Source organism: Virgibacillus sp. MSJ-26, assembly GCF_018918075.1.
Lineage (GTDB): Bacteria > Bacillota > Bacilli > Bacillales > Amphibacillaceae > MSJ-26.
In genome coordinates this window covers 56709-79141 of sequence record NZ_JAHLPW010000007.1, presented here as the reverse complement: position 1 = coordinate 79141, position 22433 = coordinate 56709, and the positions used below count along the sequence as shown (strand labels likewise).

Below are 22433 nucleotides of genomic sequence, written 5' to 3'. Positions count from 1 at the left end.
ACGGAGGCAGGCACTATGCGAACACTATACGTAAGAATATTCATTACAACCATTGGTATTATGATTGCCAGTGCGCTCCTCGCCTTTATTGTTACTAATATTTATTATCATTTTTCTTTAAAACCTGAAAATGATAAAAAAATAACTAATATAGCTGAAAATAGTGTAGCCATTTATGAAGAAAATGATGATCGATCTGCTGATGACTACTTTTCTACACTAACTGATTTAGGTTATCAATTTTATATAGTTGACCAAGAAGGAAATACAAAGATGTATGGCGTTCCGTTTAGAACTTATGAGCTGCCTTCAGAAGAGATTGAGCGGGTCTTAAATGGAGAGATTTATCATGGAATTGCCAACTACCCTTGGAAGCTTTTTGTTACTGGTTTTTTTAATAATAAATTATCGAATACAGTGGGTGTTCCCTTCGAAATGAATGGAAAAACTCATGCTTTGTTTGTTCGGCCTGATACTAATCATCAATTTGGCGAAATGCGTATTTTTATTGTTGTTTTGCTGGTTTTAGCTCTATTATTTAGTTTCTTGCTCGTTCTAGTGAGTACAACATTTATTGTTAGGCCTATTAAGAAGCTAACTGATGCAACGAAAAAGATTGCAGCTGGAAACTATCATTTGAAACTAAATGTCAATCGTCAAGACGAAATCGGCAGACTAGCGTATGACTTTACAAAAATGAGCAGTAGCTTAGCGTTAACGGAAGAGAAACGGCAGGAATTTGTTTCAAATGTCTCTCATGAGATTCAATCACCACTAACATCAATCCAAGGATTCTCGCAAGCTCTTCGTGAAGAAGAACTCTCTGATGAAATGCGAGTCCGTTATCTATCGATTATTGAAAGTGAAACAAAACGCTTATCAGCTCTGAGCAAACAATTGCTAACGCTATCCACCTTAGAGCGTGAGGGTGAGGAGATTGAGCAGACGTTTGTTAATATTTCTAAGCAATTAAAAGAAGTCATCTCAGTGACTGAATGGCAGTGGCGTGAGAAAGACATAGTTATAGAAATGGATATTGAAGAAGGTTACGTCACTGGAGATGCCGGTTTATTACAACAGGTATGGATGAATTTAATTACAAATGCTATCAGATATAGTGACGAAGGAGGCAAAATCACTGTTCAGCTCAAAAACAAAAAAGAAAATGTTAATGTATATGTAAAAGACACAGGGATAGGGATAGCCAAAGATCAGATTCCTCATTTGTTTGATCGCTTCTTTAAAGTTGATAAGGCCCGAATACGTACAGAAAATAGTACAGGACTTGGCCTTGCCATCGTTAAAAAGATTATTGAATTACACCAAGGCACAATTATGATTGAAAGTAAACCTGGTGAAGGATCAGTTTTTCAAGTTATTTTGCCTAAGTAGACAATTAAAATAGAAGAAGTAGGACTTGGGGATGAGCCAATATCCCCCTTTTGGCTATTAATTTTTATCAACAATTCTGTTATTATAGATGATGTAGCTTAATCTTCTGAAAAGTCGCAAACATATTAGGAGTTTAAGATATAAATTAATTAATGACCGAGGGGGATTTGAATGATAAAGTTTCCAAAGCCAACAGTGGAACAATTTTTCAGAACGTATGCCATCACGCATTTTGCAGTGAGTGATGATGAAAAGCAACTCGTTTTTAATACGAATTTGAATGGAAAGATGAACTTATGGGCTATCGACTTGCCTCATACTTTTCCTTACTTATTTGCTCAGAAAGAAGAATCATGTGATTTTATTAAATTCGACCCAGAAAACAGATATGTTCTAGCGGGATTTGATCGAGATGGTGATGAGAATCATCAAATTTATGCGATTCCTTATGAAGGTGGTATTCCACAACCCCTTGTTACGGGTGAAGAAACGGAGAAGTATTTTTATAGTCATTTAAGTAAAGATGGAAAGCGATTATACTATATTACATCAAAAGATAATCCATCTTTCCTAAATGCACGTATGCGGAATCTTGAAGATGATTCTGACGTATTAATTAATGAGGGAGAAGTTTCACCAACTATTTTATCAGCTGTTTCTGAAGACGAATCAGCCTATGTCTTCGTTCGCCAATTTGCTAACACATATGCAACTGCTTTCGTTAAACTCGGTGATGAGACATACAACTTAACACCCGACGCTGATAAGGTCCATTTAGCGTATAACCCTATTTTCACTGACAATAAAACCATTTACTTCACAACAGATTATGAAAGTAATTATGCTTACATAGCTAAATTTGATATCGAGACAAAAACATTCTCTAAGGTTTTAGAAATTGAAAATGAGAATATTGACGATTTAAAATGGGACAAGCGAAATAATTTGTTTTACTTCATTACAACAAAAGGCGTTACCGATAAACTCTATTCCTACGACTTAAACACAGGTGAATTGAAAGGTGTTACGATACCTGTTGATACCATATCGCAAGTGCATGTCGCAAAAACTGGAAACCTTTATTTATTAGGAACTCGTGCTACAATGCCGCCTAATATATTTAAATTGCCAAGAAATGAAGAGTGGAATAAGCTTACAAATAACGGTGTTCTCGGGATTGAGGAAAAAGAAATGGTTGATCCAGAGGTCGTTTCATATGAATCCTTCGATGGGATGGAAATTGAAGCTTTATTGTTTAAAGCAAAACCTGAATACGATAATGGACACACAATCTTTTGGCCGCATGGTGGACCGCAAGCAGCTGAAAGGAAAACATTCCGGGCAATGTTTCAAAGCTTTCTCAATCGAGGCTACACTATTTTTGCACCAAATTTCCGTGGGAGTACAGGCTATGGTTCGGAATTTGTGAAACTTGTTGAACAAGATTGGGGGCATGGTCCGCGTCTTGATTGTATTGCTGGTATCGATTGGTTATTTGATAATAAAGTAACTAGTAAAGAAAAGTTGTTTCTCGTTGGTGGAAGTTATGGTGGTTACATGGCACTGTTACTTCACGGTCGTCACCCTGAATACTTTAAGGCGGTCGTTGATATATTTGGTCCGTCAGATTTATTCACGTTTATTAATTCTGTTCCCCCTCACTGGAAACCAATCATGGAACGCTGGCTAGGTGACCCAGAAAGAGATAAAGAGCGTTTTGTGAAAGATTCACCAGTTACTTATTTGGATGGTATGACAAAACCAATGCTTGTTATCCAAGGGGCTAAGGATCCGCGAGTTGTGAAAGAAGAGTCGGATCAAATCGTTGCAAAACTTAAAGAAGAAGATCGTGATGTTGAATACCTCGTTCTTGAAGATGAAGGGCATGGTTTTTCTAAAAAAGAAAATGAAATTAAAGTGTATAAACTCATGTTAGATTTTTTGGAAAAGCATCAGGCATGATATAGCAACTTATAAAAACAGTGTTACTTGCCAGGATAGGACAACTTTCCTGGCATTTTAATCTTAATTCATAATCAAAAAATAAGGAGCAAAAAGATTGGTAGATATCAATATTTTATATGAGGACAATCATTTATTAGTTGTTGAAAAGCCTGTGAATATCCCAGTACAAGCAGATGAGTCAAAGGACCAAGATTTATTATCTATTTTAAAGCAAGATATCAAGATTCGTTATAATAAACCAGGTAATGTTTACCTCGGGCTTGTTCACCGCCTTGATCGGCCGGTTGGAGGGGCGATTATTTTTGCGAAAACTTCTAAGGCAGCGTCAAGGTTGTCTGATGTTCTTCGTAGACGAGCATTAACTCGTAAGTATTTAACAGTAGTCAGGGGGAAACCTCGACAAAATAAAGGAAGATTGAAGCATTTTTTATTAAAAGATCATCGTAAAAATAAAGTTCATACTGTTTCAGACAAGCATAAGCAAGGTAAAAAAGCAATCCTTGATTATGAATTAATAAAGCAGACCGATCAATTAAGCCTTTTATCTGTCCAGCTTCAAACAGGTAGATCGCATCAAATTCGCGTCCAGTTATCTGAAGAAGGCATGCCAATTTATGGCGATCAAAAATACGGGCAACACGTGAATAAACCAGGACAACAAATTGCATTATGGTCAAATTATTTAAGCTTTAAGCATCCGACGAAAGATGACATCATAGAAATAGAATGTCCACCACCAAATGAATATCCATGGAAACTTTAAGATGAATTAAATAATTTGAAATAGGGAATTGACCACTCTGGTCTAGTTTGTTATAGTCAAACTGACCAGGGTGGTCTATTTACTTTGGAAGAGCATAAAATTAAGTGAATAGGAGGAGAGACTTATTAAAGAAGCTTTCCACAATCTAGAGTCAGATAAGAAAAGACGAATAATTAATGCAGCTTTAAGAGAATTTGCAGAAAAAGACTTTCAACAAGCGTCAACCAACACTATTGTGAAACAAGCACGGATAGGAAAGGGGATGCTTTTTTATTACTTTAATAGTAAACAAGATTTGTATTTATATTTAATTGATTACTCATTGGAAATTAATCGACTTGACTATCTTGATTTAATTGATACAAATGAACCCGATTTAATTGAACGACTGAAGCATGCTTCAAAAATAAAATGGAAACTACTGTATGAACATCCAGACGTCCTAAACTTTTTAGGGACGGTATTTTTAACTAATACTGAACAGCTTAGTGATGAAATACAAGAAAAACTTACTGAGTTAAAGACCTATGGTTGGCTGAAAATCTATGAAAACATTGACTTAACATTATTTAGAAGTGATCTTGATGTTAAAAAAGCTTTTCAATTAATCAAATGGGCCATTGCTGGTTATGAAGAGGAAATGAAATATCGATTATATAATAAAAAATTAAGTTCAATTGATTTTGATCCGTATTTTGAAGAGTTTTTTGATTATCTTGATGTCCTAAAAATTAGTTTTTATACACAAGAGGAGGGGAGAAATTGAGTATATTAAAGACTGCAAATTTGACGAAAAGGTTTGGTAAGTTTACTGCTCTAGAAGGCGTTGATCTTGAAGTCAATGAGGGAGAAATTTATGGTTTTATCGGACCTAATGGTGCTGGCAAGTCAACAACAATCCGAATATTATTAGGGGTCTTAAAGGCAACAGAAGGGTCAGCACATATTTTTGGGAAAGATGCATGGAAGGACGCAGTCGACATACATAAGCGGATTGCATATGTACCGGGAGACGTTAATTTATGGCCCAACTTAACAGGTGGGGAAGTTATTGATCTATTTCTTAACTTACGTGGCAATGATAATAAAAAAATGCGTGACGAATTGATAGAAAGATTTGATTTAGATCCAACAAAGAAATGTAGAACATATTCAAAGGGTAATCGACAAAAAGTTGCGCTAATATCAGCTTTTTCCTCAAATGTTGATTTGTATATATTAGATGAACCGACATCAGGTCTTGATCCACTGATGGAAAGAGTCTTTCAAAACTGTGTTATGGATGCAAAAAAGGCAGGCAAAAGTGTGCTACTATCCAGTCATATTTTATCTGAAGTAGAAAAACTATGTGATCGGGTCGGAATTATTCGCCAAGGCCAAATTATAGAAACAGGTACATTAAATGAGTTACGCCATTTAACTCGGACTAATTTTGTGGTACAAACGGAAGAACCAATTAAAGGCTTAAAAGATTTAAGCGGAGTGCACGGAATAGAAGTAAAGGGACAAACATCATCATTTCAAGTTGACACCGAATATATCAATCAAGTAATTAAGTTTTTGAGTCAATTTGAGATCGAAAAGTTAGAAAGTACACCGCCAACGCTTGAAGATTTGTTTATGCGCCATTATGAAGGTACTAATGAATCAGGGAGAACAGGAGCAGGGGGTGCTTCCTAGTGAGAAGAAGTGACTTTGCACGGACGGGAAAGATAATTAAATTTATTGTACGTCAAGACAGAATGAAAGTTATTTTATGGCTGATTGGAATCACTTTTTTTACATTAATTGTTCCACTGGCTTTTGAAAAAATGTACGAATCCCAGCAAGAGCGAGATGCTTTAGCCGAAACAATGAAAAATCCCGCAATGACGGCAATGATTGGTCCAGGCGATTTAAATAATTATACGATCGGGGCAATGACTGCTCATGAAATGTTATTGTTTACCGCTATTGCAGTGGGTTTAATGAGTGTTTTACTTGTTACCCGTCACACTCGAGCAGACGAAGAAGATGGGCGGATTGAATTGATTCGCTCCTTACCAGTCGGGCGGCTCTCTTATCTAAATGCCACTTTGATTGTATATGTTGTAACGAATGTTTTTCTCGCATTTATAACAGGTTTTGGTTTATATAAGTTAGGCATTGAAAGCATAGATTTAGAAGGCTCGTTATTATATGGAGCGACACTAGGAGCGACGGGAGTTTTTTTCACAAGTCTAACAGCATTATTCGCGCAAATCACAGAAAGTGCACGTGGGACATTAGGACTTTCAATTGCTTTCTTGCTCATTGCTTACCTTGTTCGAGCTATTGGTGATGTGAGTAATGAGACTTTATCATGGTTTTCTCCTTTTGGGTGGGTGACCAAGACAGAAACTTATTCTAATAACTTGTGGTGGCCAGTATCACTAATAGTTATTGTATCTATTGTTCTAGTAATCATCGCAAATTATTTAAATGCGATTCGTGATTTAGAAGCTGGATTTTTACCTGAAAATCCTGGTAGAAAACATGCAAGTCGATTTCTTCAAGGCCCCTTAGGTTTAACATTCAGAATACAACGTGTGACTCTTATTTTTTGGGCGATTGGAATGTTTGTACTCGGCGCTTCATATGGATCTGTGTTCGGCGATTTAGATTCCTTCTTTGAAGGAAATGAATTACTTGAACAAATGCTAGTCACTGAGGGAAATTATTCATTTACTGAACAATTTTTGCCAATGTTAATGGTTATTATGTCTATTCTTGCCGCCATTCCTACGCTTATGTCTTTGTTGAAAGTTTATGGCGAAGAGAAAAAAGGACGAATCGAACTAATTATTGGGGGAGCGGTTTCTAGGATAAAGTTATTGGGGAGTTACTTATTTAATTCCATTTTAACTGGTTTTATGATGATTTCTTTTTCGGCAATAGGGCTATGGACTGCAGCATATTCTGTCATGGACAATCCTCTTTCATTTGGAACGATATATAGTTCAGCAATTATATACTATCCAGCAGTTCTTGTTATGATTGGATTTACTATGCTATTAATTGGCTATATTCCAAAAGCAAGCAGTTATATTTGGATATACATATTTTATACATTTTTTGTGCTGTACTTAGGAGGATTGCTCGATGTGCCCGATTGGCTTAGTAAATTGACACCATTCGGATATATATCCAAACTGCCCATCGAAGATATGGAGTGGAACAACGTCATTATATTAACAATTGTTTTTGCATTAACGTCAGTGGCTGGCATGATTGGCTATAAAAAGCGGGATATAAAAAGTGAAGGATGATAAATTATGGGGGTTTAGTAAAATATAAAGGCACCTAGCTATGAAGGTGCCTTTTCTTAATTTAGAATACATCTAAACGTTTTATCCACGAATATATAATTTTTCTTTTGTGAAAGTGTCACTCTGATCTGATAAACCAATTTTTTTAAGCAACTTTTGGAGCGGTTGGGCTAATAGTTGGTAGACCCCAACAGATATTAAAATTGATGCCATTCCATATAAGAACCCTGCAATGACATCGGTCGGAAAGTGAACCCCGAGATAAATTCTAGAAATTAAAATAAAATTGATTATTAACAAGGTAATAAAACCAACCACAACTTTTTTCCACACATGAGTTGTTAGTAAAATTAAAGCTAAACCTAACAAGCCATAAAAGATTGTTGTTGATGTTGCATGCCCACTTGGGAAACTCTCGGTTGACTTTTCAACGAGCTGCATAAAATCCGGTCGTGTTCGATCAAAAACTTCTTTGAGGATTTTTGTTCCAATCGCGGCACAGACTAGTATAGTTCCACCAAACCAGAGCCCGGCTGCATACCATTTTTTAATAAAAAGGATGACTGCCAAGATAATTGTTAACACAATGACCAGGCGAATGTTTCCTACTTCGGTCAATACTTTTAACAATGATGTTTTACCTTCAGTAATATTGCCCTGAATTTTTTCTATTAAGTTCATGTCGAGTGAATTTACCCAGCTACTTTCAAAATAAACACCAAAGCTAATAACACCAAATAACAGAAGAAATAAAATACCTACTGAAATAAATATGATTGATTGTTTGTTTGAGTTCAACGTATAGACCCTTCTCTCTTAATAGAGTTTAAATAAGACTATAACCTATTATACGTGATAAATGTACAAGATGAAGTACAAAATCTCGTGAAAACCTTGAACCTTGTCCTTCATCATCAACAGTGCGTTATATTAAATGAGTTTATCAAAATGAAGGCGTTTATGAAGAATATAGATGATTGGCATCCCTAAAGTCATCACAAGAAACTCACTAATCGCTGATGTCGCCCAGGTGAATAAAAAGGGCCATCCTGCTGCTAATTTAAACATCCATGCAAGAAAAACTGTATTGAATGAAAAAATTACTGTATTTAAAGTCATATGCACCCATATGTTTTTAACAACTTTCCCAACAGCCATCGATATTAAAAGCGAAATCACGGTCATTCCTAAGCCGAAGGGAATTTCATAAATACCGAATTCCGACATAAGTAAGTTTGCTAACAAAACACCTAAAGCTATACCTGTGAAATACTTTTTGTTAAATACAATTAAATGATTAAATAACTCAGATAAACGAAATTGGATGTTTGTAAAGCCAAACGGTTGAATAAGTGCTGTTACTGCAATATAAAGAGCAGCTATCAGTCCATTGGTAACAAGTGTTCTTATTTTCATATTTAATTCTCTCCTTAGTTTTTTAACGTGGGATGGTCTCGAACCACGAAAGCATCATATTAAACTATTTAATTATAGACGTTTCCTTATTAAAAATCAAAAGGGAAAATAGGAAGCCTCAATAATCGGCATTTCAAAATGTATTAGATAAGTCTTAAATGTTAATATGAAGTAGAGACTGATAAATCGACTAAGTTATAGTTTAACGTTATTCTATTATGTAGAAAAGCAATATATTAAAGGATGTTGATCATGGCGAAAGAACATTGGGACAATCGTTTTGGTGAAAAACATTATGCATATGGCAAAGAACCAAACGTATTTATTAAAGAAAAAGGGCCACTACTCCGTCAAGGAAAAGTGTTGGCGGTCGCTGAAGGTGAAGGGCGAAATGCTGTATACTTAGCTACTTTAGGGCACGATGTTTCGACATGGGATTTTTCTTCAGAAGGCCTAAAGAAAACAAATCAACTCGCCGAAGAAAAAGGTGTTAATGTAGAAACAGCATTTGTTGATCTTAGTGAAGCACCCTGGGAACGAGAAACTTGGGACCATATTATACTTGTTTTCGGTCATTTAGAGACTGAACTTAGGAAAAAAACGTTAAATAACATAGAAAAGGCAATCCGTCCCGGAGGAAGCTTTTTGTGTGAAGTGTATTCACCAGATCAATTAAACTACGGTACTGGCGGGCCACGTGATGAAAAAATGTTATATAAACCTGAAGAATTTTTTGCAACATTTCAAGATTGGAATATAAAGCATTTCTTCTTAGGTGAAGTGGAACGGGAGGAAGGAGAACTCCACCAAGGAAAGTCCCACGTTATTCAGTTTTATGGGATTAAACAATGAGCAAAATATATGCTAAGCGGTCACGTTACTTCAGTCACTGTGACCGCAAAAGTTTTCACAATATAAGTATTATAATTCTCCTTCTTCAGTATCCTTAACCCTTAATCCCAACGCTTTAGCAAACCCAACTGCCTGTTCGTTAGTTACCGTACACCCTTTTAGGCCATCTAAGGTAATTTGTAATCTCTCAAAGAAACTATTACTTAAATCAACTCCAGTTAAGGATGTATTAGCAAAATTTGCTTCATTAAGGTGGCAGGCATCAAAGCCTACTTTATTAAACTCACATTCATAAAAATCTGTCTGTTCAAGTGCGCATGAATCAAAGATAACTTGCTTCATTTTAGAAAATCCAAATGAACTTAAATTGGCGTGTCCATTTTTAAACAGAACGTTGCCGAACGTTGCATCTGCTAAGATGATCCCCAGCATTTTACAGTCGATAAATTCAACTCTGTGAAGAATGCTTTCACTAAAGTCAGCATTTGACAAATCACAATTAATAAATTGAACATCGGTTAACTCAGCCCTTGGCCAATTAATCTCTTCGAATACAACATTGTTAAAAATGACTTGCTCAAAAATCAAACGTTCAACGTCATCATTAGTTATAGTACAGCTCTCAATTATGCAATTGGATATGATGTGATCTTGTGGAACGTTAAAGGTTTTCTCGTCAAGGTGGGGAGGAAGCATGGGTTGTTTGACTTTAATATTTTTATTCATTTCAATCACCCTTTGAAAAGTTATTTGATTCATTAATACATTGATTTACTATATAATGTTAGAGCAAACTCAAATAAAAAGCGACTTTTTCAAGAAATTAGTATCAGGTCATAAGAGTTTGTGGTAAAATGGTATTAAATTAGAGAATTGTAAGAGGGGTCGATTATGTATAATTTTGCAGCGAATGTTGTGAAAATCTTTTTAAGTTTATTTGGTAGGATTAAGGTTTTTCAAAAAGAGAATTTACCTAAATCAGGCGGTTATGTAATTGCATGTACACATACAGGTTGGGTGGACATTCTTTGGCTCGGTGTTTCAGTGATGCCTACTCAAGTTCATTATATGGCGAAGAAAGAACTGTTTGAAAAGGGACCGCTCAGATGGTTAATGAGAAAGTTAAATGCTTTTCCAGTGGACCGTGAAAACCCGGGGCCCAGTGTCATTAAAGTTCCTCGTCGTTTACTAGCTGAAGATAAAGTTGTGGGCATATTCCCTAGTGGAACGCGTACTAGTGAAGAAGTACCTCTAAAACGGGGTGCTGTGACTATTGCAGGACATTCAAAAGTACCCATTATTCCAGCTGCCTATGTTGGTCCAAATAACTTTGGTGATTTATTTAAACGAACAAAACCGCGAATCATTTTTGGAGAACCAATTTATTTACCTAAAGGCATGTCACGAAAAGAAGGTATGGAAGTCATGATGGAACAGTTAAACAATGAATTACATGACCTGCCTACTAAAATAAGTGATAAATAGAATATAAAAACGCAAGTGTCTAATAAGACGCTTGCGTTTTTGATTAGTCAGCTAAATCCCCTGTCCGGGCCTTTGTTTTAAACTTTTAAGTTAGGCGGTGGTTTGATTGGATCAAGCACTTTATCATCTTGGACGTTTACTTGATATGTCTTTCCGTCAATGACAAATTTAAAGATTCCATTATTGAAGTCTGTTCCGATTTCTTTATAAAAAATACCTTCATAATGATTATCATGCGAACTCGTAAAGCTTAGTCGGTACTCGTGCTCATATTTTCGCAGGTAACCGAGGACGCCTGTTTCAAACGTAGCTTCTTCTGTACTTTTAATTCTTCGGTCAACTGAAACAATATGCACATCAATAAATGTAATTTCCCTTAATAATGCATTGGAGAAAGATCCTTTCGTAATCTCTTCCCACCTATTTTGAGGGGTTTGCCCAATAATAATCTGTGTAATATTAAGGTTATAAGCCACTTCAGCAATGACTTTGGCAGCAGGACGCCTTTCGTTGTCAATCAGCATGAATTCTTCGACATCAAGCTCGTCAGCCAACTCTTTCCAATGGTCAACATATCCCGACTTTTCAGCATCAAACTTATCATATGGAAGTGGGTCTACAGTTAACACATATAAAGGGCAATCAAGAATAGTCGCCAATTTATGGCCGCGCCTGATTAATCGTTCCCCATTTGGACCATAGTAGGTACAAACAAGAATACTTTCATCCATCCGACCTTTGATTTTTTTCATGACGATTCACCTCTCCAAATGCGCATAATCTGCAATAATTTTAAATGAAAAATGTATTTATGATTAAGAATGTATTTCAAAAGCTAAATCATTTTAACACGTTGTTTACACTTCGTAAACCTCTAACCGGTTAAATTGTAATTTAGTGATTAAAATCGCATAGATAAACCAAATTATAATGAACTTTTTGTGTGTGATTTGCTGTATGAAAACCTTATAAATGCAGAGCATACTTCTTTATTGTATAATTAAGGTATTGTACTATCTCTATAGCTTATTCTATAGTTGTATTTTAGTGAATTAGAGTGACAGTTGATTAACTTTATATAAAAATAAACCTCATTATACCACTATGGATAGATGGTGATATATATAATACCTATTATCCATATATGTAAGTCATTTTTAACTTCCTTTTTTAACTTCTAATTATCCTGCTTGCCGTGCGATAAGTCAAGTGACCATATGTTTTCAAGGTATAAGTCTTAAAAGGGTGACTTAAATAGAATGATCTCAAATTGTCTTGCTAAAAGAAGTCTAAAAGGAAACTTTTGAAATATCTGGCATGTTACTGGAGGATTCATTTTGTTAACTATTAATTTAGCGATTTTCATTCCTTTTTTAGCCGCTATTTTTATTCCGTTTATAAATAATCGATTCAAACAAACTCACATTGGCTGGTTCATACTTGTTGTGCCAGTTGTATTATTTATAGCATTACTGAGATTCATCCCAACGATTGCTCGTGGTGAAACTTATATTAATTCATCGCAGTGGATTCCCTCGTATGGGATTGAGTTTACTACATATTTAGACGGGTTAAGTATGATTTTCGGCTTGTTGATTACCGGGATTGGCAGTCTTGTTATTTTGTATTCTATCTATTATTTATCCACAAAAGAGTCATTAACTCACTTCTATATTTACCTGCTTTTATTTATGGGAGCAATGCTTGGTGTCATTTTCTCGGATAATTTGATGGCATTATACGTGTTCTGGGAATTGACGAGTATCTCATCATTTTTACTGATTGCTTTTTGGTACCATCGTAAACAATCCCGGTATGGTGCTAAGAAGTCACTACTCATTACGGTAAGTGGCGGTTTTGCGATGCTTGCGAGTTTTATTATGATTTATGCGATGACTGGAACATTGAGTATTAGAGAGATTGCCTCATCAATTGATTCAATTTCAGATCATGCTTTATTTATTCCAGCCCTCATATTACTTTTAATCGGTGCCTTTACAAAATCGGCTCAATTCCCTTTCCATATATGGTTGCCTGACGCAATGGAGGCACCTACACCTGTTAGTGCTTACTTGCACTCAGCCACAATGGTTAAAGCGGGGATTTATCTCGTTGCCAGGTTTACGCCAATATTTGGTGGAGGCGATTTATGGTTCTGGCTTGTGAGTGGAGTTGGAATTATTACTTTGTTTGTGGGATCCTTTTTTGCCGTGAAACAAACCGATTTAAAAGCCCTTCTTGCGTATTCAACCGTTAGTCAGCTAGGAATGATTATGAGTATGCTTGGGTTTGGTTCAGCTGCTTTACATGCTGGTTATAGTCCGAAATCGGTTGTTTATACTCAGGCCGTGTTTGCAGCTTTATTTCATTTAGTGAACCACTCTACATTTAAGGGTGCCTTATTTATGGTCATTGGAATTATTGACTTACAAATGGGGACGAGAGATATTCGCAGATTAGGTGGCTTAATATCATTAATGCCAGTCTCTTTTACAATTGCTATGATAGGTAGTTTTTCAATGGCTGGATTACCACCCTTCAATGGTTTCTTGAGTAAAGAAATGTTTTTTACTTCAGCTTTAAATGTTTCGAATTTGGATATATTTTCTTTAAACACTTGGGGAACTCTTTTCTCGGTTATTGCATGGGGTGCTAGTGTATTTACGTTTGTTTATTGTATGATTATCGTGTTTAAAACATTTTTCGGAGAGTACAAAGGAAGACATCATGAAAACAAGCAATTTGAACCTCCAATAGGAATGCTTATTTCACCTATTATTTTAGGTTTATTTGTAGTTGGAATTTTCTTCTTCCCAAACCTTGTTGGAAAGTATTTAATTTACCCGGCTTTGGGGCATATATTTCCCTCAATGACATTGCAACTTGATGCGTATTCCATTACAGCTTGGCATGGGTTTAATACGGAACTTATGATGACTATAGCCATTGTGTTGGTTGGAGGATTCCTTTATCTAACCCTTCATCGTTGGAGAGGGGTTTATCGATTATTCCCGGAGACACGGTCATTTGATGCCGTGTACAATCACTCGTTATCAGGAATGGAAAAAGGATCAGCAAAACTTACAAAACTCTATATGACAGGGTTTTTACGTGATTATTTAGTTTATATTTATCTTTTCCTAGTTGCCGTAACAGGTGGAGTATTTATCTATACTGGGGCATTTTCATTTGATTTATCTCAAGATTCTCCTGTTAGCTCGTATGAATGGATCTTTGTTGTCATCATACTCACTGCGGGATTTGCAATATTATTTGCTAAGTCAAGGTTGACTGCAATTTTACTAAATGGCGTTATAGGTTTTTCAATCGCCTTTTTCTTTGTTTTATTCCGCGCCCCTGACTTGGCTTTGACTCAAACGATTATTGAAACGGTAACCACTGTCTTGTTTTTACTCTGTTTTTACTTTCTGCCTGAATGGAAAAAAGAAAGTTCTCCTCCGTCTTCAAAAATAACGAATATGCTTATTTCCGTTGCTGTTGGTCTCATTTTTATCGTTATCGGACTTTCTGTGAACAGTGGTAATTTATTTGAACAAGTGTCATTATTTTTCGAAGATGCCGATGAGTTGGCTGGTGGAAATAACATCGTGAATGCTATTTTAGGAGACTTCCGTGCCTTTGATACGATGCTTGAAGTGGTTGTTTTATTCATTGGAGGTATTGGTGTTTATTCGATACTAAAATTAAAGAAGTGGAAAGGGGAGGAAAATATTGAAGGAGACTAATGATGTCATACTGCATATGGTGACTAAAGTCGTTGTGTTTATCATCCTAACTTTAGCGATTTACTTATTTATCGCTGGGCATAACCAACCTGGTGGTGGTTTTATTTCAGGATTGGTTCTTTCCTCCGCTTTTGTTCTACTTTATTTATCGTTTGATGTTGAAACAGTCAATAGTGGCTTGCCATTAAATTTCGTTGTGGTTGCTGCGGTAGGTGTTTTTCTTTCAGTAACAACTGGTTTTTTAGCAATATTTAACGGAAAGTCTTTTTTAACACATACGTTTACGAGCAAAACATTTCCTCTTATTGGGAAGACTGAAATGGGGACAGTCACATTATTCGAAGCTGGTGTGTCCCTTGCTGTTGTGGGTGTTGTGGTGACAATTATTTTAGGCATAAGTGAGGATGTGTAGCTGATGGAGAGTGTAATTATTATTCTAGCAGGCATTTTAGTTATGATTGCCACTTATTTATTTTTATCTAGAAATCTTATCAGAATCATTTTGGGCTCAGCACTCCTCTCTCATGCTGTACATTTACTCTTAATGGCGATGGGCGGTCTAAAAAAAGGGGGACCTCCACTTCTCGGTGAAGAACTAAAAACATATACAGACGCACTGCCACAAGCTCTAATCTTAACAGCCATAGTCATTAACTTTGCTGTAACAGCCATTTTTCTAGTTTTGGCATATCGGACGTATCAAAAGACGGGAACTGATAATTTAAATGCATTGAGAGGTTTCAAAGATGAGTAATCTAATTGTCTTACCCATGGTGATTCCTATTTTGATTGGAATTATCCTTATATTTCTTAGACCATATATAAAAATACAGCGTTGGGTGAGTGTTCTATCTGTTATTTTTTCAGGTGGTTTGGGGCTTTATCTTCTTAAACAAATTCAAACAAATGGTATTTTAACATTAGAGTTTGGAGAGTGGAAAGCCCCTTTCGGGATTGTTTTCGTGGCTGACTCATTCTCAATGTTACTAGTTGTAACGACCAGTTTTGTGACATTGGTCTGTTTACTCTATGCCTTTGCGACGATTGGAAGAGCCCTTGAATCGATGTTTTTTTACTCATTTGTTCAATTTCTTATTGCTGGTGTAAACGGATCTTTTCTAACAGGCGATTTATTTAACCTTTTTGTTTGTTTTGAAGTTATGCTTGTGGCGTCTTATATTCTTGTTATGATTGGTGGAAAAAAAGATCAGCTTCGTGAATCGATTAAATATATTGCAATCAATGTTTTATCATCTTGGATATTCCTTGTAGCAATTGCTTACTTATACGGAACTTTAGGAACATTGAATATGGCCCATTTAGCCGTGAGGGTTTCAGAAGTTGGTCAAACGCCGTTGTTAACGACAATTAGTATTTTATTATTAATTGTGTTTAGTTTGAAATCTGGATTATTACTTTACTTCTGGCTGCCTGGATCATACAGTGTACCGCCCACAGCCGTAGCGGCATTATTTGGAGCACTTTTAACTAAAGTCGGTATTTACGCGATGTTTCGGATTTTTACACTTATATTCAATCATGAACCAGCCATTACCCATACGTTAATAGGAGTTATGGCAGCTGTAACGTTAATCATTGGTAGCATTGGCGCAATTGCCTATAAAGATTTGAGGCAAATAGCAGCTTTTAATGTTGTAATTGCCGTTGGATTTATCATGGTTGGACTAGCAGTATTTAGTACAGTGGCATTGGAAGGGTCAATATACTATCTTATTCACGATATGATCGTTAAAGCACTTCTATTTTTACTGGTAGGAACAATGATTGCCTTAACGGGAAAAAACCGATTGAATCAGATGAGTGGACTCATTCGCAACTACCCAGTTTTAGGATGGCTTGTCTTTATCGTGACACTCTCCTTAGCGGGCATTCCACCTTTTAGCGGATTTCTGGGTAAAGTGCTTGTAGGAGGAGCGGCAGTCGAAAAGGGGAATTTTGTTCTTCTTGCTCTAGCGTTTATCTCAAGTCTATTTGTTTTATATTCGTTATTGCGTATTTTTATGAACTGTTTCTGGGGCGAGACCATTTTAAGTATTGAAGATGAACCACCATTAAAAAAGAGTTGGTTAATACCTTCAATAATTCTAAGTGTTGCTACCTTTGTCTTGGGTGTTGGAGCAGAATCAATTGCTGTTTATGTCAATGATGCGGCACATACATTAATGAATCCAGAAATTTATATAGATGCTGTTTTACCTGATAAATAAGGATAAGCAAGTTGCTAAAATGATGAGGAGGAGATGCATATGGCCGCCCAATTTCTTTTAAATATATTTATTGCTTTCCTGTGGGTTTTGTTTAAAGATGAGGATATGTTTCTATATACAACTTTCTTTGAAGGCTATCTCGTCGGTATTATCATTATCTTTTTAATGTACCGTTTCTTTGGAAGAAAATTTTATTTACACCGAGTTTACGCGATCATAAAGTTAATTCTCATCTTCAATTCCGAGTTATTTCAATCAGCTTATCTTGTTCTTAAAACGATTCTCACTCCAAAGTTAGATTTAAAACCTGGTATTTTCAGATATGAAACAGTGCTAAGAGGAGAGTGGGAAGTGCCACTTATTGCTCTATTACTTACATTAACGCCAGGTTCAGTCGTTATGGAAGTGATGCCAGAGGGGAACGTTTTTTATGTACATGCGATGGATATTGAAAAATATAAAGATAATTTATTAAGATCATTAGCTAAATTTGAAAAAGCAATTATGGAGGTGACACGATAATGATTAAAGCTATGTTGGTAACATCGATGATTTTATTTGCGATTGCAATAGGGATTGCTTTATTTAGTATCATTCGAGGGCCAAGTCTTCCTGATCGTGTCATTTCTTTAGACTTTATTGGAGTAAACTTGATTTCTGCTATTGCTGTCATATCTGTCATATTTAATACAAGAGCATATCTTGAAGTGATCTTAATCCTGGGCATCTTGGCATTTATAAGTACCATTGCCCTCTCTAAGTTTATCGAGAGGGGTGTCATTATTGAACATAAACGAGATCGATGAGTTTATAGCGGCACTCTTAATTTTAATTGGAAGTATTATTAGTGTCATAAGCGCCTTTGGAATTATTCGTTTCCCAGATGTTTATAGTCGTGCTCATGCAGCTACAAAAAGTTCGACACTCGCTGTTCTCTTAACGCTTGTTGGAGCATTCCTTTTCTTTTGGATGACTGATGGTACGGTTAGTGTGCGATTGATTTTAGGAATTGTGTTTGTATTTATCACTTCACCAACTGCTGGGCATCTTATTATTAGGGCCGCGTATAAATCAAATGTGAAAATGACCGAAACAACAACCGTAGATGAATTAAAAGAACTTTATGATGAACAGAAAAAAACTGACCAAGACTAGTTTTCGAATAAGCCATGAATTCCTTGTATAAATTCCACATGTTGATTATTTTAAGCATGCCTGCACGATAAAAGGGTAAAGATATACAATAAAGGAAGAGGAATCAAAGGAGATAAATAATGGCTTATATATTGCTTGTAATTGGATTTGTTTTATTAATAAAAGGAGCTGACTTTTTTGTTGATGGAGCATCAGCAATTGCCCATTTAATGCGGATTTCTCCATTGCTCGTCGGCTTAACAATTGTTGCTTTTGGGACAAGTGCGCCTGAAGCAACGGTGAGTATTATGGCGGCAATCAGCGGCAGTTCCGATATTTCCATCGGTAATATTGTCGGAAGTAATATTTTGAATACGTCTTTGGTCGTTGGGGCGGCGGCTTTTTTTTATCCCATAAAAGTGGAAACTCAAACAATAAAAAAAGAAATCCCGTTTACATTTCTTTCCGGTATTGTCTTATTGGTATTTATGAGTGATGCGACATTACGGGGATTAAATAACGCACTTGATCGTAGTGATGGTATTATTTTGTTGCTGTTTTTAAGCATTTTTCTGTGTTATGTGTTTGAAGTAGGTAGAAATAATCGAGAACAGGCTCACCGCGACACAGAACCGGTTGATGAATCATGGGGAAAAAGCCTTTTGCTTATCCTTATTGGGCTCGTTGGTATTCTATTTGGAGGAAACATGGTTGTAAATAATGCTACTACAATCGCTTATTCTCTCGGCATGAGTGAGACTCTGGTCGGTCTCACTGTGATTGCAATTGGGACATCACTTCCTGAACTCGTAACGTCAATTACCGCAGCTTTAAAAAAGCAAAGTGAAATTGCTTTCGGAAACATTGTAGGCAGCAATATCTTTAATATATTATTTGTGCTTGGTATTACTTCCACGATTAGTCCACTTGCTGTGAATAATAAAGTATTTACTGACGTATTTGTCATGCTTATCTTAACTGCTATATTATTAATCTTCTCCCGAACTAACTTTAAGATCGGTAAAATTGAAGGACTTTCCCTTATTGCCGTATATATACTATACTTTATTTATATTATTATAAGAAATTGAGTACTCTTTAAATATGTATAGGATTCAACTTTACGTCTATTCTTTAAAAGAGTATAGACGTTTTTTGAAGGAAAGTGTTTTAGTATGTGGGAAAATTTAAATGATACTAATACTAGCAAATGGAATATGTGAGACTCTAGTGGGAGTTAAGGACTCGATGAGACCCCGCAGTGCGTAGGAAGCCGGTGAAAAAGTGCTTCAACGTTATGACATAATCTCCAACAGACTTTTACCTGGAATATGGTTTAGGAGTAAATCCAGAGAGGATAAAGCAGATACACTATCAGCGATGTTTTTATAGTGTTTAACTTTCTACCCTTTTTTCCGGGTACCATTTTAAAATTTATATGAAATACTAAACTTTTCTTTGTTTTTCTTTTCTCTGTGAGTTAACAGCAAAATGGATGGGAATAGGAATCCTCTAATTAAGAACGTATCAAGTAATATTCCCATGGCCATGGTGAACCCGAATAAGAATAGTTCTTGTAATGGCTGGGTCATTAACACTGAGAAAGTAGCGGCTAGGATAAGTCCGGCTGAAGAAATCACGCCGCCTGTTAAGGCAATCCCTTCTCCAACAGCTTCCTTCCATGGTAAATGTTCTGCTTTTTCTTTAATGCGCGAAACGAGCATAATGTTGTAGTCAATTCCTAGTGCCACCATGAAAATGAATGTGTACACTGGTAAACGATAGCTAATGGCGTCATACCCCATTAGATGTTCGAATATCCACCAACCAAATCCAACCGTAGCAAAGTAAGATAATAAAATAGTTCCCATCATCAATAAAGGTAGTTTGATAGAATGAGTTTGGAAACCAAGAATGAACGTGAGTAAAATCGTAACGACCGAGAACAGTAAGATAGTGTCTCTTGTGTTCATTTGCTTCACATCTAACTGTTCAGCTGTTTGACTCGCAATATGAAGTTCATATTGATCTTTGGAAAGTCCACTGTTTTCAATTATTTTTTTCCCATTATCTCGAAGGTCTTGTACGGTGTTTAACGCTTTATCCTCGTATGGATTACTATCAAGAACGACACTTAATTTAATGGCTTTTTTTTCGTTGCCAATAAAGTTGTCTGGTAAGTCTTCGTCTCCATTAATCATTTCATCTGTAATATCTGGAGACGTCGAAGCAATATTACCCTGACTTTCAATATTTTCTTTAAGTCCATTAATATGCTTTAAAAAATCCTCATCAGTATCAATTTGTTCATCAGATTTTAAAATTACATCGAGAGGAGCTAATTGTCCAGCCGGATAATGATCCTCTAATAGTTCAAATCCGACTCTTGACGACATGTCATCTGGAAATGATTTTAATAGGTTAAATGAATAATTGATTGATGTGAAATTAAACGCACCAATTAGTAAGACAATTAAGAGTACACCGGCAATGACAGCAGGATGTTTTTTAACACGGCGACTAACTTTATGCCAAAAGTGTTCTTTCTTCTTTTCCTTATCGTTCACTCTTGGAATAAATGGCCAAAAAGCACGTCGGCCCATAAGAGCAAATAAACTTGGAATTAATGTTAATCCCGCGATTAAAATAAATACAACGGCAATTGAAAAGACAGGCGCAAAATGATTATATGGTTGAAAAATGGTGACAAATAAAGTCATCATTGCGATAAATATAGTTCCACCACTAAAGAAGATCGGTTCAGAAACATGATATATCGCTTCACCCATCGATTCATACTTCGACTCATTTTTCCTCAATTCCTCACGAAAACGGGAAAATATAAATAGACTGTAGTCTGTAATGACCGCAAATAATAGGACAAGCATAATAGAAACAGCTTGGCTTTCGACTACAAACCAATCATATTTTCCAGCAATCCCAAGGACCCTGTCGACACCTCCATATACAATGGCTGCTATGATGAGCGGTGTGATTGCTAAAATAGCCGACCGATAGATTAAGATTAAAATCACAAAGATTAACGCAATCGTTGCAAACATTAAGACAAAGTCCGCATCTTTAAATAGGTTAGAAGTGTCTGCGGAAATACCAGCCGGCCCAGTAATTTCAAATTGTAAATCATTTATGCCAATGGATTCCACTTTGTCTGAGAGTGCTTCCAGCGTTTCATTGGTTTGACTAGAGTCAAGATCATCTTCTAATGCAACATTAAATAATAAAGTTGTTTCATCTTCAGAAAACATTTGATCTTGAACCTCTTCAGGAAACTGATGAAATGGCAAAGCACTTGCAATATATTCAGGTTTATCTTCAGAGGCGAGCCACTCACTTAACTCAGTAATATTTACTCTGTCGTCATCGTTGATTTTATTGTCACGATGAAAGACAAGCAGAGCAGTGAGTCCTTCATCCGTTGGAAAAGCTTCTTCTTCCAATTGATTTGCTATTTCAGATGGTTGATCTTGATTAACACTTCCCTCAGTACTGTTCCCTTCATAATCTTTAGCAGAAGGGGCGAGAACACTTAAAAGAATAACTGCCAAAATCCATCCAATGAGTGTTACTTTCGCTCCTTTTGAGCTGCTTGTGTATTTTACTAAGCTTCTTATCGGTTTTAACATTCAGTTTCGACTCCTTTTTATAAGCTGATTTAATTATAAGAAGTCGATGTGTCTAATGGATGAATGCAGTATGAATGCAGTATGAATGCAGTATGAATGCAGTATGAACGGGCTGCAGATGTTTAGTTTTAAATTATAGATGGTATAGGGGAGATAAGTGATTATATTCAAAATAGTTCGTGAGATATGGAATGAATAAACTTTTCTGATATGGTATGCTGAGTAAAATAGTGGGGAAAGGATGATAGATTATGAGTAAATGTAATATAGATCATTCACAAGAAGCTGTTGTTGAGAAGTTGAATAGTCAAAAAGAATATCTTACCAGTGATTCATATTATGTGATTAAGGGATTTTTATCTAGCCCCAGATCACAAGAAACTTTAAATGAGTTATTTCATCTATTAAAAAAGTATGATCTTGCCTCACCTGAAGAACAATTAGAAAGAGATAAGAAAATGGACGAGTTGTTAAAGTAAATATAATAGATTTAGTTTTAACTAAATGGGAGGCTGGGACAT

General features: G+C 36.0%; 22 protein-coding genes and 1 riboswitch. Of the genes, 17 read left to right on the top strand and 5 right to left on the bottom strand.

The window, feature by feature from the left end; genetic code table 11:
* The first annotated feature begins 15 nt into the window (after positions 1–15).
* The 6 genes from KQI49_RS08420 (at position 16) to KQI49_RS08395 (ending at position 7407) form a co-directional block, all read left to right on the top strand.
* A complete protein-coding gene (locus tag KQI49_RS08420) occupies positions 16–1392 on the top strand; it encodes a HAMP domain-containing sensor histidine kinase (RefSeq protein ID WP_216487994.1) in 1377 nt (458 codons plus the stop codon).
* Between the two features lie 171 nt (positions 1393–1563).
* Entirely contained in the window at positions 1564–3354 is a 1791-nt protein-coding gene (locus tag KQI49_RS08415) for a S9 family peptidase (protein WP_216487993.1), read from the top strand.
* A 97-nt stretch (positions 3355–3451) separates the two neighbouring features.
* A complete protein-coding gene (locus KQI49_RS08410) occupies positions 3452–4120 on the top strand; it encodes an RluA family pseudouridine synthase (RefSeq protein WP_216487992.1) in 669 nt (222 codons plus the stop codon).
* 124 nt (positions 4121–4244) lie between these two features.
* Positions 4245–4886, top strand: a complete 642-nt coding sequence (locus KQI49_RS08405; RefSeq protein ID WP_216488133.1) for a TetR/AcrR family transcriptional regulator — start codon at positions 4245–4247, stop codon at positions 4884–4886.
* The gene (locus tag KQI49_RS08400) at positions 4883–5800 is read left to right on the top strand and encodes an ABC transporter ATP-binding protein (RefSeq protein ID WP_216487991.1); all 918 of its coding nucleotides are present in this window, start codon (positions 4883–4885) and stop codon (positions 5798–5800) included. The genes KQI49_RS08405 and KQI49_RS08400 overlap by 4 nt, the downstream gene beginning before the upstream one ends.
* Positions 5800–7407 carry an ABC transporter permease gene (locus KQI49_RS08395; RefSeq protein ID WP_216487990.1) on the top strand — a complete coding sequence of 536 codons (1608 nt, stop codon included), beginning with the start codon at positions 5800–5802 and terminating at the stop codon, positions 7405–7407. Before KQI49_RS08400 ends, KQI49_RS08395 begins: the two co-directional genes overlap by 1 nt.
* Before the next feature lie 81 nt (positions 7408–7488).
* Here KQI49_RS08395 and KQI49_RS08390 read toward each other — a convergent pair whose 3' ends face one another.
* Together KQI49_RS08390 and KQI49_RS08385 are read right to left on the bottom strand one after the other, a co-directional pair.
* Entirely contained in the window at positions 7489–8205 is a 717-nt protein-coding gene (locus tag KQI49_RS08390; RefSeq protein WP_216487988.1) for a phosphatase PAP2 family protein, read from the bottom strand.
* A gap of 132 nt (positions 8206–8337) precedes the next feature.
* Positions 8338–8823 (bottom strand): QueT transporter family protein, encoded by a 486-nt coding sequence (locus KQI49_RS08385; RefSeq protein ID WP_216487987.1) that lies wholly within the window; start codon positions 8821–8823, stop codon positions 8338–8340.
* Between the two features lie 8 nt (positions 8824–8831).
* Positions 8832–8876, bottom strand: a riboswitch (PreQ1 riboswitch).
* 199 nt (positions 8877–9075) lie between these two features.
* Here KQI49_RS08385 and KQI49_RS08380 point away from each other — a divergent pair.
* A complete protein-coding gene (locus KQI49_RS08380; RefSeq protein WP_216487986.1) occupies positions 9076–9675 on the top strand; it encodes a class I SAM-dependent methyltransferase in 600 nt (199 codons plus the stop codon).
* A 69-nt stretch (positions 9676–9744) separates the two neighbouring features.
* Here KQI49_RS08380 and KQI49_RS08375 read toward each other — a convergent pair whose 3' ends face one another.
* Positions 9745–10401 carry a pentapeptide repeat-containing protein gene (locus tag KQI49_RS08375; RefSeq protein WP_216487985.1) on the bottom strand — a complete coding sequence of 219 codons (657 nt, stop codon included), beginning with the start codon at positions 10399–10401 and terminating at the stop codon, positions 9745–9747.
* 165 nt (positions 10402–10566) lie between these two features.
* On the opposite strand from KQI49_RS08375, the gene KQI49_RS08370 reads away from it, so the two are divergent.
* Positions 10567–11160: a lysophospholipid acyltransferase family protein gene (locus KQI49_RS08370; protein ID WP_216487984.1), complete on the top strand. Its 594-nt coding sequence runs from the start codon at positions 10567–10569 to the stop codon at positions 11158–11160.
* A 77-nt stretch (positions 11161–11237) separates the two neighbouring features.
* Here the strand turns inward: KQI49_RS08370 and KQI49_RS08365 are convergent, their stop codons facing one another.
* Positions 11238–11912 (bottom strand): universal stress protein, encoded by a 675-nt coding sequence (locus KQI49_RS08365; RefSeq protein WP_216487983.1) that lies wholly within the window; start codon positions 11910–11912, stop codon positions 11238–11240.
* A 585-nt stretch (positions 11913–12497) separates the two neighbouring features.
* Here KQI49_RS08365 and KQI49_RS08360 point away from each other — a divergent pair.
* The 8 genes from KQI49_RS08360 to KQI49_RS08325 all read left to right on the top strand — a co-directional run bounded on the left by KQI49_RS08360 (position 12498) and on the right by KQI49_RS08325 (position 19359).
* Positions 12498–14906: a Na+/H+ antiporter subunit A gene (locus KQI49_RS08360; protein ID WP_216487982.1), complete on the top strand. Its 2409-nt coding sequence runs from the start codon at positions 12498–12500 to the stop codon at positions 14904–14906.
* Between the two features lie 16 nt (positions 14907–14922).
* Positions 14923–15318, top strand: a complete 396-nt coding sequence (locus KQI49_RS08355; RefSeq protein ID WP_253286740.1) for an MnhB domain-containing protein — start codon at positions 14923–14925, stop codon at positions 15316–15318.
* A 3-nt stretch (positions 15319–15321) separates the two neighbouring features.
* The gene (locus tag KQI49_RS08350) at positions 15322–15660 is read left to right on the top strand and encodes a Na(+)/H(+) antiporter subunit C (protein ID WP_216487980.1); all 339 of its coding nucleotides are present in this window, start codon (positions 15322–15324) and stop codon (positions 15658–15660) included.
* Complete coding sequence (locus KQI49_RS08345) at positions 15653–17134, top strand: Na+/H+ antiporter subunit D (RefSeq protein WP_216487978.1); 1482 nt, start codon at positions 15653–15655, stop codon at positions 17132–17134. The genes KQI49_RS08350 and KQI49_RS08345 overlap by 8 nt, the downstream gene beginning before the upstream one ends.
* A gap of 39 nt (positions 17135–17173) precedes the next feature.
* Positions 17174–17656, top strand: a complete 483-nt coding sequence (locus KQI49_RS08340; RefSeq protein WP_216487977.1) for a Na+/H+ antiporter subunit E — start codon at positions 17174–17176, stop codon at positions 17654–17656.
* On the top strand, positions 17656–17940 hold the full coding sequence (locus tag KQI49_RS08335) for a Na(+)/H(+) antiporter subunit F1 (RefSeq protein WP_216487976.1): 285 nt from the start codon (positions 17656–17658) through the stop codon (positions 17938–17940). Before KQI49_RS08340 ends, KQI49_RS08335 begins: the two co-directional genes overlap by 1 nt.
* Positions 17918–18289: a Na+/H+ antiporter subunit G gene (locus KQI49_RS08330; RefSeq protein ID WP_216487975.1), complete on the top strand. Its 372-nt coding sequence runs from the start codon at positions 17918–17920 to the stop codon at positions 18287–18289. Before KQI49_RS08335 ends, KQI49_RS08330 begins: the two co-directional genes overlap by 23 nt.
* A gap of 119 nt (positions 18290–18408) precedes the next feature.
* Positions 18409–19359: a calcium/sodium antiporter gene (locus KQI49_RS08325; protein WP_216487973.1), complete on the top strand. Its 951-nt coding sequence runs from the start codon at positions 18409–18411 to the stop codon at positions 19357–19359.
* A 336-nt stretch (positions 19360–19695) separates the two neighbouring features.
* Here the strand turns inward: KQI49_RS08325 and KQI49_RS08320 are convergent, their stop codons facing one another.
* Complete coding sequence (locus KQI49_RS08320) at positions 19696–21912, bottom strand: MMPL family transporter (protein ID WP_216487971.1); 2217 nt, start codon at positions 21910–21912, stop codon at positions 19696–19698.
* A 251-nt stretch (positions 21913–22163) separates the two neighbouring features.
* Here KQI49_RS08320 and KQI49_RS08315 point away from each other — a divergent pair, with 251 nt between their 5' ends.
* Positions 22164–22391, top strand: coding sequence for a group-specific protein (locus KQI49_RS08315; RefSeq protein ID WP_216487966.1), 228 nt, complete (start codon positions 22164–22166; stop codon positions 22389–22391).
* The last annotated feature ends 42 nt before the right edge of the window (positions 22392–22433 follow it).

Excerpts from the sequence above, each read along its gene's own strand:
- KQI49_RS08420 (WP_216487994.1), top strand. The coding sequence starts at position 16 with ATGCGAACACTATACGTAAGAATATTCATTACAACCATTGGTATTATG.
- KQI49_RS08415 (WP_216487993.1), top strand. The coding sequence starts at position 1,564 with ATGATAAAGTTTCCAAAGCCAACAGTGGAACAATTTTTCAGAACGTAT.
- KQI49_RS08385 (WP_216487987.1), bottom strand. The coding sequence starts at position 8,823 with ATGAAAATAAGAACACTTGTTACCAATGGACTGATAGCTGCTCTTTAT.
- KQI49_RS08380 (WP_216487986.1), top strand. The coding sequence starts at position 9,076 with ATGGCGAAAGAACATTGGGACAATCGTTTTGGTGAAAAACATTATGCA.
- KQI49_RS08375 (WP_216487985.1), bottom strand. The coding sequence starts at position 10,401 with ATGAATAAAAATATTAAAGTCAAACAACCCATGCTTCCTCCCCACCTT.
- KQI49_RS08370 (WP_216487984.1), top strand. The coding sequence starts at position 10,567 with ATGTATAATTTTGCAGCGAATGTTGTGAAAATCTTTTTAAGTTTATTT.
- KQI49_RS08365 (WP_216487983.1), bottom strand. The coding sequence starts at position 11,912 with ATGAAAAAAATCAAAGGTCGGATGGATGAAAGTATTCTTGTTTGTACC.
- KQI49_RS08355 (WP_253286740.1), top strand. The coding sequence starts at position 14,923 with ATGGTGACTAAAGTCGTTGTGTTTATCATCCTAACTTTAGCGATTTAC.
- KQI49_RS08350 (WP_216487980.1), top strand. The coding sequence starts at position 15,322 with ATGGAGAGTGTAATTATTATTCTAGCAGGCATTTTAGTTATGATTGCC.
- KQI49_RS08345 (WP_216487978.1), top strand. The coding sequence starts at position 15,653 with ATGAGTAATCTAATTGTCTTACCCATGGTGATTCCTATTTTGATTGGA.
- KQI49_RS08340 (WP_216487977.1), top strand. The coding sequence starts at position 17,174 with ATGGCCGCCCAATTTCTTTTAAATATATTTATTGCTTTCCTGTGGGTT.
- KQI49_RS08335 (WP_216487976.1), top strand. The coding sequence starts at position 17,656 with ATGATTAAAGCTATGTTGGTAACATCGATGATTTTATTTGCGATTGCA.
- KQI49_RS08325 (WP_216487973.1), top strand. The coding sequence starts at position 18,409 with ATGGCTTATATATTGCTTGTAATTGGATTTGTTTTATTAATAAAAGGA.
- KQI49_RS08320 (WP_216487971.1), bottom strand. The coding sequence starts at position 21,912 with ATGTTAAAACCGATAAGAAGCTTAGTAAAATACACAAGCAGCTCAAAA.
- KQI49_RS08315 (WP_216487966.1), top strand. The coding sequence starts at position 22,164 with ATGAGTAAATGTAATATAGATCATTCACAAGAAGCTGTTGTTGAGAAG.